This window comes from Bradyrhizobium diazoefficiens USDA 110 (assembly GCF_000011365.1).
Classification (GTDB): domain Bacteria; phylum Pseudomonadota; class Alphaproteobacteria; order Rhizobiales; family Xanthobacteraceae; genus Bradyrhizobium; species Bradyrhizobium diazoefficiens.
Genome location: NC_004463.1, coordinates 925,050 through 939,779 on the forward strand (window position 1 = coordinate 925,050; position 14,730 = coordinate 939,779).

The 14,730-nt window shown below is 59.0% G+C and carries 5 protein-coding genes; all 5 read left to right on the top strand.

What is annotated here, in order from left to right; genetic code table 11:
* Positions 1–90 precede the first annotated feature (90 nt).
* The 5 genes from drmD to BJA_RS04400 all read left to right on the top strand — a co-directional run bounded on the left by drmD (position 91) and on the right by BJA_RS04400 (position 14,407).
* Positions 91–3,312, top strand: coding sequence for a DISARM system SNF2-like helicase DrmD (drmD, locus tag BJA_RS04380; protein ID WP_011083686.1), 3,222 nt, complete (start codon positions 91–93; stop codon positions 3,310–3,312).
* Between the two features lie 3 nt (positions 3,313–3,315).
* Positions 3,316–7,221 (top strand): Eco57I restriction-modification methylase domain-containing protein, encoded by a 3,906-nt coding sequence (locus tag BJA_RS04385; protein WP_011083687.1) that lies wholly within the window; start codon positions 3,316–3,318, stop codon positions 7,219–7,221.
* Positions 7,222–7,242: 21 nt separating this feature from the next.
* Positions 7,243–10,818 carry a DISARM system helicase DrmA gene (gene drmA / locus BJA_RS04390; protein WP_011083688.1) on the top strand — a complete coding sequence of 1,192 codons (3,576 nt, stop codon included), beginning with the start codon at positions 7,243–7,245 and terminating at the stop codon, positions 10,816–10,818.
* Positions 10,818–12,665 (top strand): DUF1998 domain-containing protein, encoded by a 1,848-nt coding sequence (gene drmB / locus BJA_RS04395; RefSeq protein ID WP_011083689.1) that lies wholly within the window; start codon positions 10,818–10,820, stop codon positions 12,663–12,665. The genes drmA and drmB overlap by 1 nt, the downstream gene beginning before the upstream one ends.
* Positions 12,666–13,594: 929 nt before the next feature.
* Positions 13,595–14,407 carry a hypothetical protein gene (locus BJA_RS04400; protein ID WP_011083690.1) on the top strand — a complete coding sequence of 271 codons (813 nt, stop codon included), beginning with the start codon at positions 13,595–13,597 and terminating at the stop codon, positions 14,405–14,407.
* The last annotated feature ends 323 nt before the right edge of the window (positions 14,408–14,730 follow it).

The following is a 14,730-nucleotide window of genomic DNA, read 5'->3' on the forward strand; positions in this document are numbered from 1 at the left end:
TCGCTTCCACATTCTAGCATTTAGTTGTGTGGCGCAATTGCCGCAACTATTGTCCTATCCAATCGACCAAAGCTGATCTGGAAGCGATTAATGGCAGGGAAACTTGAGGCGGGAGCTTTTGTCGAGCTCCGTGGGCGGCCTTGGCTGGTCGAGGAGACGGTAAAAGGGGGCGGAGAGTTCGAGTCGCTGAGGCTTTCGTGCATTGCCGACGACGCCCAGGGCGAGCAACTCGAGGTCATCTGGGATGCCGAGATCGGGCCAAAGATCCTGGGCGAGGATAACTGGCAACGTGTCGGGGCAAGCGGACCGGATTCAGCAGACGTGTTCGCGGCCCATTTGCGGGTGATTCGTTGGAATTCCTCCACGGCCGCTGAACGGGACTTGTTTCAAGCGCCCTTCCGGGCGGGAATTCGGTTAGATACCTACCAGCTTCTACCCTTGCGGAAGGCCCTGAGGCTGCCCCGCGTAAATCTGCTGATCGCGGATGACGTCGGGCTTGGTAAGACTGTTGAAGCCGGCCTGATCGCACGGGAGCTCTTGCTGCGCCGCCGCATAGACTTCATCGTTGTGGCAGCGCCGCCGTCCATGACATTGCAGTGGAAAGACGAGCTGCAAGCGAAATTCGGTCTCTCCTTCCAAATTGTCGACCGAGAGCATCTTGCAGAGATGAGGCGGTTGCACGGCTTCGGCGTCAATCCGTGGCGAACAGGCTCGCGATTCATCATCTCTCACCGCCTTCTCACCGACGAGATTTACATCTCCGGACTAAGGGATGTCCTTGGAGAGTTTCGCGCCCGTGCCTTGCTGATCCTTGATGAAGCCCATCATGCGGCCCCCGCCGGAGGATCGCGTTATGCGATCTCAAGCCAGTTCACCAAGGCTGTCCGCAACATCTCCGAGCGCTTCGAGCATCGCCTGTTCCTTTCCGCCACGCCGCATAATGGGCATAGCAACAGCTTTTCGGCGTTGCTTGAGATGCTCGACCCCCAGCGGTTTACGCGTGGCGTCGAGGTCCGACCAAGGGACCTTGAGCCGGTCATGGTCCGTCGGCTGAAGTCGGATCTCCGTCGACTCGGCGAGGCGTTTCCAGAGCGCCGTATCGAGGCAGTTCCAATTTCGGGCCTCCCGGCCGATGCGCCGGAACTCGATCTCGCTCGTCGGCTCGCCGCGTATGGCGAACTACGGATGGCACGCATATCGACCCTGCCGGGCCAAAAGGCTGCGTTAGCCAAGCTTGCGTTCGTGGGATTGCAGCAACGCCTGCTTTCATCAAACGCTGCATTTGCCAAAACGCTGAAGGTTCATCGTGGTTCGCTGGCAAAGCTGATCGACGGGGAGATTACTGCGCGTGAATCACAAGCCGCGCTGACATTCGTGGCTTCGCCGAGCGGTGAGGTCACTGCCGAGCTTGACCTCGAGGATTCGGAAGCCGAAGCAACCATGGATCAAGACGAAGCCTCCGCGACCGAGGCGGCGTCTCGCGCGGGGGCGCTCGGAGCCACAAAGAGCGCGCTTGAAGCAGAGCTTGCCGCGGTCGATGACATGCTGGCGATTGCCGAGGCTTCCGCAAGCCGCCCCGACGCCAGGGTTCGCTGGCTGGTCGAATGGGTCAAAGCCAATATGCTCGCGGGTAAGACATGGAACAATCGACGCCTGATCATTTTCACCGAATACGAAGACACGCGCCGATGGTTGGAACGGCGGCTGCTTGAGGCAATCGATGCCACCGATAGATCGGACGAGCGCATCCTTGTGTTCTCGGGCGCCACCGGCACGGACAAGCGCGAGGCCGTCAAGCGCGCCTTCAACACCGACCCAGCGATTGAGCCTGTCCGGATACTGCTTTGCACCGACGCTGCCCGCGAAGGCATCAATCTCCAGACTTATTGCTCGGACTTGATCCACTTCGACTTACCTTGGAACCCCTCTCGTCTCGAACAGCGCAACGGGCGCATAGATCGCAAGCTGCAGCCGGCAAAGCTAATCATTTGCCGCTACTTCAAATATGAGCAGCGCGAAGCAGACATCGTTCTCGACGCCCTTGTGCGAAAGACCGAATCGATCCGCAATCAGCTCGGCTCGGTCGGTCAACTGATCGAAGAGCGCGTGACGAAACGTCTGGCGGAAAGTGGCATCCGTCAAGGTGCGGCCGCGGAGATCGCCAAAGCCATCGAGGCGGAGAGCGATGCCGAGCGTCTTGCCCGGGCGCGGGCCGAGATGGACGATGATGAGCGCGTCCGCTTCGAGAAGATCACCAAGGAGCAGCGCGAGCTGCAACGGGTGCTGGAAGACTCGCAAGAGAAGGTGGGAGTCAACCAGGACGATCTGAGGCATGTGGTGGCTGTCGCGCTTGATCGTGCGGGTTATCATTTCGACGAGGCCCGAGCGGAAGCTGTCGGCCCGGTCGAAACCTATCGTTTCGATCCCTCTCATCTGGCCTTCAAGGGCGAGGGCGGCTGGGGCGATGCGTTCGATGATCTGCGAATCCGGCCGCGAAAGCGCGGCGAACGTTATTCGGATTGGCGGCGTAACGCGCCGATCCGCTCGATTTCCTTCAAACCTCCGGTGCTGGCGGACGGTCGCGACGCGCCGAATGTCGTCCAGGTCCATCTCGAACACCGTCTTGTCCGAAGGCTGTTGTCACGGTTCATTTCGCAAGGCTTCGAATCCAGCTTGTCACGCGTTTCGGTGATCATGGGGCCGGGCGCGCAGCCGCGCATCGTCCTGATGGGACGCCTCAGCCTGTATGGCAGCGGAGCGACGCGCTTGCACGAGGAGGTCATTCCAATCGCTGCGATCTGGTCGGAGGCCGAGCGCGCTAAGAGGCCCTTGAAAGCTCTGGGCGAGAGCGGCGAGGCGCGGACGCTTGATCAGCTGGAGCAGGCGTTGAGAACGGCGACGCCTGCGCCCGCGATGGCGGTTGCGCGCGTTCAGACATTAATTGAGCAAGACATCACGGATTTGCGCCCCGCGCTTGAGAGCATCGCCGGCGAGCGCATTGCAACTAATACCAAGTTGTTGCGCAAGCGTGGCGAGGAGGAGTCAAAGTCCCTGCGCGAATTGCTGGAGCGCCAACGTGGCCGAATTTCCAAGGCGGCGGACGAATTCGATCCCAATCAGCTTTCCCTCCCGGGAATCGCCGAGGAGGAGCGGCGGGAACAGGAGGCGGATCGTCGTCATTGGCGAACGCGGCTTGAACGGCTCGATCAGGAGATGAAAACGGAGCCGGAGCGCATCATGCATTCTTACGACGTGACGGCGCATCGACTCGAACCGGTCGGCATTGTCTATCTCTGGCCGGTTTCAGGTTAAGCGATGCGAGAGACATACCGCGATCCCGCGCTTGAATGGCTGGACCACGTGCAGCCGGTCGGCCTTGTGGTCGCACCAGCCGTGGTCAAGGACCTGATCCTTGAGCCGACGCCGCAGAGTCAGATCGACAGCGCCGAGGTCGAGCTGCTTGTTGATCCCGATCCGGCCAAGCTCGCCCTGATCGATCCATGGGCCTTCGCGGAAGTGATTCTCGGATGGGAAGCGCGGATGGTCGCAGGCGCGCCCGGCGGTCCTGCTCTACCCGACAGCCTTAGCTTGCGCCTGCCGGAGTATGACACGACACTTTCGCCGGATTGGGCCGTCGTCGATCCCTCGGGCGGTGAGCTGCCGTGGCAACTGCTTGTCAGGTTGGAAGGGCCGGGAATCGATCCCGATCAGCGCGGTGCGCTCGGCGGATGGGAGGCGACCCCGCATCAACGTTTTGAGCGGTTGTTGCGCGAGACCGGTGTCTCCGCGGGGCTGATGATCACCGACAAGGATATCCGGCTGGTCTATGCCCCGAAGGGCGAGACCTCCGGTTGGTTGGCCTTCCCGATCCGGTCGCTTGCGACCGTCGGCGGTCGCGCCATGCTCGGTGGGCTCAAGCTGATGCTCGACCGCGGACGGCTCTTCACCGACGCCGAAGATCGCCGTCTGCCGGCAGTCCTGAAGAAGAGCCGCGAGGCACAGGCTGCGGTATCGACCGCGCTCGCCGAGCAGGTGCTCGGTGCGCTGCATGAATTGTTGCGCGGCCTCAGCGCCGCCGATCCGGGCGCGATCCGGAAGCTCGCCGCCGAGCAGCCCGGTCATCTCTACGAAGGCCTGCTCACAGTCCTGATGCGGTTGGTGTTCGTGCTCTATGCCGAGGATCGCGATCTCCTGCCATCGCGCACCGACGGCCGCTCGCGCGCGCTCTATGACAACGGCTACTCCGTCCGCGGACTTTACGCCAAGCTGACCGAAGATGCTGCGCTGAACCCCGACACCATGGATGAACGGCGGGGCGGCTGGGGCCGCCTCTTGGCTTTGTTTCGGCTGATCCATGGCGGTCACCCCTCGCACATCATTCAGGCGCGCGGCGGCAAGCTGTTTGATCCGGATATCTTTCCGTTTCTCGAGGGACGCACATTGGACTCCGACAAGCCGGCGGTCATGACGGTCTCCGACGGCTGCGTCCTACGTGTGCTCGAAGGTCTGATGACTCTGGAAGCCAAGGGACGTGGTTCCGACAGCACCCGCGAACGACTTTCCTATCGCACTCTCGATGTCGAACAGATCGGCTCGGTCTACGAGACCGTGATGGGCTTTACGGTCGAGCCGGCGGCGGGCCGCGTGCTCGCCATCAAGGCGGGTAAGAACAACCACACGCCGGTATTCGTGAATCTTGACGCGCTGCTTGTCAAAAGCGGAAAGGATCGCGTCAAGTATCTGAAGGAAGACGGTGACCGTGCGCTGACCGCCGCGCAGGCCAAGGCCGTCGAGGCGGCCAGGTCCATCGCCGAGGCGGTCGCGGCGTTGGATTCGATCGTTGATGAGCGTGCCTCGCCCCGCAAGCGTGAATTGCCTTCCGGCACGCCGATCCTGCAGCCGACCGATGAGCGCCGCCGCACGGGTAGCCACTATACCCCGCGCAGCCTCACCGGGCCGATCGTGCGTTACGCGCTGCAGCCAGCTCTCGAGCAGCTCGGGGCGAATGCGACGCCGGAGCAAATACTCGATCTCAAGGTGTGCGATCCTGCCATGGGCTCAGGCGCGTTCTTGGTCGAGGCTTGCCGCGCGCTCGCGGCCAAGCTCGTTGTTGCATGGGCGCACTGGCCGGAGAGAAAGCCGATCATTCCGGCCGATGAGGACGAGGAGCTGCATGCGCGTCGCCTCGTCGCCCAGCGTTGCCTCTATGGCGTTGACAAAAATCCGCTGGCTACCGATCTCGCCAAGCTGTCGCTGTGGCTCGCCACGCTCGCTCGTGATCACGAATTCACTTTCCTGGATCACGCGCTCAAATCGGGTGATAGCCTTGTGAGTCTGACGGAAGCACAAATAGCTGCGGTGCATTGGGATACGTCCAAGCCGGGACTTCCGTTGTTCCGACAACTCGTCGAGCATCGCGTTGCAGAAGTAATGAATGGGCGCGCCGAAATTCGAGCTGCGCCCGACGACACTACGCGCGCGATTCAAGAGGCGCGTCACCGTTCGTTAGAGGGGCGGTTGCGAGACATCCGCCTCATTGGAGATGCGGTGATCGCGGCGTTCTTTGCTGCAGATAAGCCAAAAGATCGGGAGGTGAAACGGACGGAAGTCGAGAGCTGGCTGACAGGATCACTTGAGGCGGCATGGAACAAGCTTACGGTCATAGCCAAGACCCTTGAGCAAGGGGAACATCCGCTCGCACCGTTTCACTGGCAAATCGAATTCCCGGAGGTATTCGCTGACGATGGCGGATTTGACGCAATAGTTGGAAATCCCCCCTTCGCGGGCAAAAACACCGTTGTCGCCGGAAACCGGCCTGCCTATCATCAATGGCTGACAACAGCGGCTACAGAATCAACAGCAACTGCTGACCTCGTTGCTCATTTTTTCCGCCTCGCTTTCCGCTTAATTCGTTCGCGCGGCGCGTTTGGTTTAGTCGCAACGAATACTATTCGCGAAGGCGACACTCGAAGGTCAGGCCTCCGCTGGATATGCCTCAACGGAGGAACGATCTACTCAGCGCAGTCTCGAGTGCGCTGGTCTGGCGGCGCGTCCGTGGTGGTTAGTGTGATCCATGTCGTCAAAGGCAAAGCCACGATGCCGATTATCCTCAATGGCCGGGTCGTTCCAAAAATCACCGCTTTCCTCTTTCATGCTGGAAACCACACGGATCCTGCGCGTCTTTCTGCAAATGCTAAGAAGAGTTTTCAGGGCAGCATTCTCTTGGGAATGGGTTTTACGTTTGACGACAACGATTCTAGTGGAGAGGCAAATCCAATTGCCCTGAAGACTGAGCTGATACGTAGGGATCCCAAGAATGCGGAATTAATACGCCCGTATATCGGCGGGGAGGAGGTCAATGACAGTCCCGGACATGAGCCTCGCCGATTTGCGATAGACTTTTTTGATCGTGACTTAGCGGAGGCGTCGCGCTGGCCTGATCTTCTAGAGATAGTTCGAACGAAAGTGAAGCCTCTCCGGGATCGACAGAAGAGGGACGCCAACCGTGAACGCTGGTGGCAATATGCCGAAAAGCGTCCGGGCCTCTATGCAGCAATAGCTAGAAGCGAGCGCGTGCTTGTAATCTCTCGGGTCAGAGCAACTGGTTTCGCATTCGTGCCAGCCAAGACGATTTTCTCGGAGCAACTTGTTGTTTTTCCCTTTGAGCAGGACGCGGCATTCGCGATACTGCAAAGTAGAATTCATGAATGTTGGGCCCGCTCTTTCAGCGGCTCAGCCCTAGATTTGATCAGGTATTCTCCAACCTCTTGTTTTGAAACATTTCCATTTCCCGCAGATTGGCAGGCGCGTGTCTCGGTGGAGACGGTCGGTCGGTCGTATTACGAGGCGCGCGCTGGGATTATGCGTGAAAGCAATACGGGCCTGACGGGCACCTACAATCGCTTCCATGAGCGCGCCGAGACTGCGGACGACATTCAGCACCTGCGCGAGTTGCATGCTTTAATGGATCGATCGCTGCTGGACGCTTATGGCTGGCATGACTTAGCCGCGCGAGCTGAGCCTGTCTTTCTCAATGAGACCAATGAGGATGACCACACGTATCAGGGCCGCCTATTCTGGCCATCTGATTTCCGGGATGAAGTTCTTGCGCGCCTCCTCGCCCTCAACGCGGAACGGCATGCCGAGGAAGTTCGCCTCGGCATCGCTCCGCGCATGAACGGCAAAAAGCTGAGCGGCGAAGGGGACTACGACGCGGAATGAACAAGAGTATCTGGGGGAGCTATGACGGCCAGTAACGAAATCCGACGTCGTATCGTCAATACCTTCCGCCGTGACTTGATCGGCCCACTGCCCGTCAATGTTGAGCCCGCCGATGCGGATTTGGAGCGAGAGCGGCTCAGTGATCGAGACAGACCTTCACGATGGTATCTTGCTGGTTTCATCGCGCCGACCGACGACCCCATGGCGCTCGATGCCGCTGAAGATGAAGGCGTCGATCCCAATGCACAGGAAGAGCTCGATCCTGAGACAGATGCTCCGGATCCGGCTGGCGCTGGTGGCGCGGCGGGAGACAATGAAACTCCGGATGCTCCGAATACATCGCGCCGTTTCTTACCCTCGTCGATCGGGCTTACAGTTCTGCTTGCCCCAGACGTGACTGAAATCGAAGCGAACGTCAGTTGGGGCGACTACCGGACAGAGCCCCCGCTTCCTGAGAGCGTTCTGATCGGCGAATCTGAGCCCGAAGAAGTCGGCACGGACGGAAAACGGAAGCGGAAGGCCCGCGTTGCGGTCGAATGGGTTCGAATTCCCAAGGCACGCACCGAGACTATCATTCTGTCGAAGGAGGGGAGAGCTAATCCGATTGTCGTTCGGGAAAGCGCCGCCGAGCAACGACGCGGCGGCGGACTTCAGCTCGAATCCCATTCGCGCATTTTTGACTACGTGACACCGGATGGCACTCCAGAGCGGGTGCGGGCGCTAACCGTCTTCCTTGTCAATCGGCGGGCTATCGTGCCTCAAAGCAGTTACTCCGATGTTTCCTTCGCGTTTCAGGCGCGGCTTGAACTTGTCTGCCCGTCCGGTTTTCAGCCGCGTCGTGACTTGTCCGGCATGAGAACCAAAGATGGCGATCTGCAACTTGCCGACCTGCACTATCGCGATATCCGCGAATGGGCCGTCGGCCGCAATGCAGCCGCGGGCTGGAGTGCGCCAGAGAACGAGGCAACAGCCGTTCAGCGCGTCTGGACCGACCCGCTTCCGGTTGCAGAGGTCGAACGCGTGGCGCCTAACGAAGATAAAACGCTGACATCTCGCGTCGTTTTCGGCATGGAGGACCTTGTCGAGAAGGCAAATGAAGGCGAGAAGCCTCTCGCCGACGCTCTCGCAGCTCTTCCTGATTTATACGAGGTTTGGATTGGACTCGAACGTGCGAAAGGCAAGGGTCTTTCAGGGCAACGTCAAGCGACGGCAGATCGCCTGATAGAGGATATGGAAACTGCACGCGACCGTATCGCGGCCGGCATCAATCTCGTAAGCTCAAACAGCATTGCGCGGACCGCATTTCGCTTCATGAATGCATCCATCGCTATGGCTGCCCGCCGGCGCAACGCCGGTCCGAATGGAGACCCGGCGGCCCAGCGCAAGCCTGAATGGCGACCGTTTCAGCTCGCTTTCATTCTATTGAATCTGTCCGGTCTTGTGGACAAGACGCATCCCGATAGAGAGAAGGCGGACCTGCTGTTTTTCCCGACGGGCGGCGGCAAGACCGAGGCCTATCTGGGTCTTGCTGCTTTCGTCATCGCATTCCGACGGCTGACCGGCCCAGGCATTCTGGGTGCCGGCGTGGCAGTCATTATGCGCTACACGTTGCGCCTCCTGACGCTCGACCAGCTTGCCCGCGCCGCGGGCGTGGTCTGCGCCCTCGAGCTAATGCGCACAAGTCCGACTAATCTCGATCAGAAGGGGAGACGACTCCTGGGTGATTGGCCGATCGAAATCGGGCTTTGGGTCGGTTCTGATGCGTCGCCGAACAAGCTGGGCGGGAAAGGCAACACGGACGAACATACGGCTGTCGGACGTGTTCGCCGCTACCGCAATGGCAAGGACAAAAGGGCGCCAGCTCCCCTAAAGGCTTGTCCGTGGTGTGGAACGCCCTTTACGAAGAACTCTTTTGCTTGCCGTCCCAACGAGACGGCCCCGACCAACCTCGAAATCCGCTGCGACAATCTTTCCTGCGATTTCACCGGGAACCGCGCTTTGCCGGTGCTCACCGTCGACGAGCCAATCTATCGCCGATTGCCCGCGTTCCTGATCGCGACCGTCGATAAATTCGCGAGCTTGCCTTGGGAAGGGCAGACGGGCGCGTTCTTTGGACACGTCGATCGATTTCAGGAGGGGCTCGGCTTTTTTGGAGCAGCCGAACCTCGACAAGGACAGCCGCTGGGAAATGGTTGGTCGCTCGATCCGCCGGACTTGATCATTCAGGACGAGCTTCATCTGATCGCCGGGCCACTTGGCACCGTCGCGGGTCTCTACGAATGCGCGATTGATCAGCTTGCGACACGCACGAAAGGCGACAAGCGTATCCGACCGAAGATTGTCGCCTCAACCGCAACCGTTAGACGCGCTGCGGCGCAGATCGAGGCGCTTTTCGACCGGCCTTCGACACAGATCTTTCCGCCACCGGGGATCGACCGCACGGATAGCTTTTTTGCCCAGACGGTCCCGTCGTCAAAGAACCCTGCGCGCTGGTATCTAGGCATCGCCGCGCAAGGGAAGGGCCCCAAGCTTGTCTATCTGCGTGCCCTGACAACCCTGTTGTCCGCGGCGCAAGCTGCTTACGACCAGGCTGCGGCATCTGTTCTGCCGGGCAAGAACAATCCAGCCGATCCATACATGACGGCGCTATGTTACTTCAACGCTCTCCGCGAACTGGGTGGAGCCAGACGGATCGTCGAAGACGAGATCCGCGATCGCGTCAGCCGTTACGGAACTCAGCGATGTCGGATCGAGCCACCTGACGTCATTTTCGCAGATCGACAAATCAAAGCTCCGATGGAGCTGACGTCGCGCGAGTCGACCGACAAAGTGGCCGAGGCCAAGCAGCGGCTTGAGGCCGTCTTCGGTTCGCCGAGTGAGGTCGTGGACGTCGCGCTTGCCACCAACATGATTTCGGTCGGTCTGGATATCACCCGCCTAGGCTTGATGCTGGTCCAGGGCCAGCCGAAGACTGCGGCAGAGTATATTCAGGCTACGAGCCGCGTCGGTCGCGATCACGACCGTCCTGGTTTGGTGGTTGTTGTGCTTAACGTGCACAAGCCACGCGACCGAATGCACTTTGAGCAATTCTGCCAATTTCACCGAACCTTCTATCGAGCGGTTGAAGCCACCAGCGTAACACCGTGGGCAGCGAGGGCGCTCGATAGGGCCTTGGCCGCAATCGTGGTCGCCGCCGCCCGTCACGTGGATGAGAGCCTAACTCCGGATACCGCCGTTGGGGTGCTGAAGGACCATCCTCTGACGCGACAACGCGTCCGTGATGCAATTCTCAGTCGGGCTCCTGACAGGGCGATTGCCGGGGGTAGGGCGGCCCTCGCCCTGCAGATTGACGCCATTCTCGACGCATGGATAGCGACTGCGCAAGATCAGGCGGCCGGCGGAAACGTCTTCGCCTACGCCCACAAAAAGAGTCCAAATCGACTGCTTCATATGCCGCTAGCACCGGAAATACCCAACCTCTCGCAAGGCCATCAGCTTTTCATTGCTGGTCGGTCGATGCGGGATGTTGAGCCGAGTGTGACGCTGAAGGTGAAGGACCCCGATGGAAAAGTCATAGCCAACGCGGATGACGTCTGATGAGCAAGAATACGCAGCGCCTCAGCCAGGTCATTTCCACGTTCGGCCCGGGGGCCATGGTGGATTTGCCAACGCGATCCGTGGTCATCGGGGGACTCGAGCAATGGGATATGAAAGGCGGCGGGTTTACAACTCTGTCGGAGCCGCGCCTCCAGGAGCGCCTCGAAAAGCTCTTGAAAGACCGGAACCGGCTGGATCAAAGCAAGAGTCTTTTTCTTCGAACGCCTCCGACCACCGAGGCAGCACCGAATGGAGAGCCTCGCGGTATATCATCGGCGATATTTCCGGCCTGGTTCGTCTGCGAGGAGGTCGACGTTGTAGGAACGGGGCCTGCGGGATTTCGCCGCCGCCGACTGGTGCGGTGGAAGGATTTGGACGCCACGGGTCGCAAGCGCTTCAATTTTGATGACGGACGAAAGAGTGAAGTAACGCCAATCCGCTTCGTTTGCGCCTGCACAAAGGGGCACTTGCAGGACATCGATTGGCGCTGGGTCGTGCATGGCACCACGGTTTGCCAGGAGCCGATGTGGGTAGAAGAAAAGGGGACGAGTGCCGACCCCGCGGATACTTCCGTCGTGTGCGGCTGCGGCAGGCGGCTATCCCTCCAAGAGGCATTTATCCCCGGCAGGCTTGGAAAATGCCGTGGCGAGCGTCCATGGTTGCTCGACAAGGACCCGGATGGATGCGACCTGAATCTGAAGCTCCTCACCCGAACCGCGACGAATACCTATTTCCCCCAGGTTCTGACGATCATTTCGCTTCCATCAGAAGAGGATGAATTAACGAAGCTTGTCGCGGAGCTCTCGGGCGAGTTGACCAACGTCAAATCGATGGAGCACGTCGCTGCCGCAAAGCAATTTAATCCAAAGATTGCCGCGTCACTCGGGGAATTCGCCGACGGCGATATCTTTGAGCGTCTGATCAGGATTCGCGAAGGGGCAAAAGCTGACGCCTCAAAATCCCCCAAGGTGGCTGAGTTCGACGTATTCGCCAGCGGACGCGAGGAGATAGGTCAGAATCATCCGGCGGCCAAACTTTACGCTCAAACTCTGAAACGTTTGGCCTGGGCCGGCGCCTCGGACATTGATCTATCGAGCGTAAGAAGCCTTGTTGCGGTCCACAGGCTTCGGGAGGTTTCCTGCCTTTATGGTTTTACAAGGTTCGAAGCCGCACCCACGTCTAGCGATGGTGACATTGAGGACGTGAGCCTAGCGGTCGACGGTGCGCCAATATCGAGAGACGCCGACTGGTTACCTGCGATCGAACAGTTTGGCGAAGGCCTGTTTGTGCACTTTGACGAGGCCAAAATCCGCGCTTGGATGAACGAGGGGCCGGCCAAGGAGCGAGATTCGAAGCTGATCGCTGGGTTTCAGCATTGGTCGCTCCGATTCGGCGGCAAAGGCCCGAAGTATCCCGGCCTGCCATACGCGTTGCTGCATAGCCTGTCGCACGCGCTCATGTCTGAAATTGCCCTTGATTGCGGATATCCAGCCAGTGCCCTCAAGGAAAGGATTTACGCGTTGCCCGAGGGCGACGGAGGCCGCTTCGGGATATTGATCTATACCGCGACGGCCGGAGCACAGGGAACCTTGGGAGGTCTCGTCGCGACCGCCCCTCGATTTGCCTCCATCCTCAAGGCGGCCTTGGATCGAGTTGCGATATGCTCGAACGATCCGGTTTGCTCTGATCACGAGCCCGACACCCAGAGTGGCGATCGCGCAACCCACGGAGCCGCTTGCCATAGCTGTTTGCTCATCGCGGAGACGAGCTGCGAAAGCCGAAATTTATACCTGGATCGAGCGCTTCTGACCGCCACGATGTCTGCGACAGGCGAGGCGTTCTTTTGATCACTGGTAACAATATTATCTCGACGCCAGATCTGACGGAAGATCGTTACTAACATCGCCTACGTTGAGCGGGGATGGCAAACCCCAAGGCCAAAAAAGGGACAAGGCTCGGCGTGGATCGAGACAGCTGCTTCGACGAAGATCAGCGATTTATTCGGTTCCGTTTTCAGTTGGCCGTCCGTTGCGTGAGCTCAAGCGCTGACTAGCAGCGTTTGGGGGCCCGAGGAATGCTGAAGCGAGCAACAAAGAGGTCTGCCGTCGCGAGCAGCTAATATGTATTCGAGCTTGAGGAATAGAGGTCTCTGGCGATTCTCATGCCGGCTCCGAGCTCATCAGCTCCCGAAATCCGAACCTATTTGCTACAGTCTTTTCGATCGCCAGCGAGGCTCCTCCCGGCCCAGAGTGCTCCCGTCCTCGCCCTCTTACCGAGGTCGAGTGCAAAATTTTTTACGGTTGATTTGTGCTCGGTTCGCGAGTTTCAGCGGAAATTCACAAGTTACGTTTCTATGAGATAGCTTCGTAGCGGTGATTTTCTGTCGATCCACAGAGTTTGGAGCGCTGTTTTCTGTGCGAATTGCACAGAATTTCTGTTTCCAACTACAGAGCCCGCTCGTCATTCTGTCTGTTTCTCGTCCAATTATGCGTTTGGAAGTGTGCTGACGGCAGGTGCCCCTCGTTGACGACACCACCATCGGCTCATCCAGCGCCGTGACGGTGCAGGCATGGGTGATGCGGACCATACGCGAACGGGGAACTGTCGGCGCCATTCGCAAAATGGGCAGAACTGAACTTTAGACGGATCCGCTGAGAAACACAGCGCAGTCCGCTTCAGCGGCGCTATAGACCTGTGAAAAAGAGAAACCACGCGCCGGGCAGCGCGTGGCTTCGCAGAACTCGACCTTTGCCGTTGTCGGACAGAAAGTATCGATATGATGGATTATAGCAGATCCGCGCTCAGTTGCGCGTCCAATCAGGCGCCGGTCGTCAAAAAGACTGACGACGATCTCGGTCCTACCGAGTTCTCTCTCTCCGAGACGACGACGCAAGCCAAAATCGATGCGCCTGTAGCTGGACTTGATGGTTGCGTCTCGGAACCGACACCTGCTCAACAGCTCGATCAGGCGAACCTTGAGCTCATTGAAGCGTTTGACCGGGACAATCAATCCAAAACGCTGGACATTTCTCTCGCGCCTGGTTGCTACGGCATGTCTCTGCTGCGCCGCGAGGGCTCGACCGAATGCTCAACCTGCCCTTTCGCCCCTCCCTGTAAGCCGGCTGGCGAACAGCAACTGGCGATGTTGCGGGCGGAGGGATGCGAACTGCCGATCGAGCGTGAGCGGAGAGAGGCCCGCGAGCGCAAGCGAGCGGAGCGTGCCAAAGAGAAGGCGCGTGCAACTGCACCAGTTTCAAAAGCGCCGGTAGCCCCTGAGCCTTCGGCTACGCCACCCTTGTCGATATCGAAGGCCATGTTGCTGAATCTTCAGAAGGCAGTAGCTAATCGGCGTCCGAACGACCGCCGACTTGAGAAGCTGATGCGTGAGGACAAGCAAAAGGAACTCGTCAAGTTCGCGATCCTCCTTTGGACCAATAGAGATTTGTCCGTTGCCAAAGTTGGCAAACTTTACACTGCTAAGACCAGCCTCCCCATGGACAAGAAGCCAGCGGAGAATCGGAAGAAGCTGGTGGATCAGCTCGTTGCGGCCGGCATCTGGACGCCAATTCAGTCTGGTGCAAAGCCCTGAATCAGTTTGCTGCAACCTTCAAATCAGTCTGATGCAGACCGCAGCCCTGTTCGGTGCAGTCTGGTGCGACCCGATCATTCTGGTGCAGGTTTTGCACCAGACTGCACTTGATTGATTTTTGTAAGGCATTGATTTTAGACCTTATTCCAACTAAGTCCCGGAACGGTCTTATGTCACGCTCCTCTCTATATATAATTAGTAGTGTCTATAAGAGTTGTAAGAAGGAGAGGAGCGTGGGACGCCTCCGGCGCCCCACTCCTGAAGCTATCTCCTGATAGGAGAGGGCGTCCGGTTATGAAGGAATGCTTCCGGTCCCGGCCATC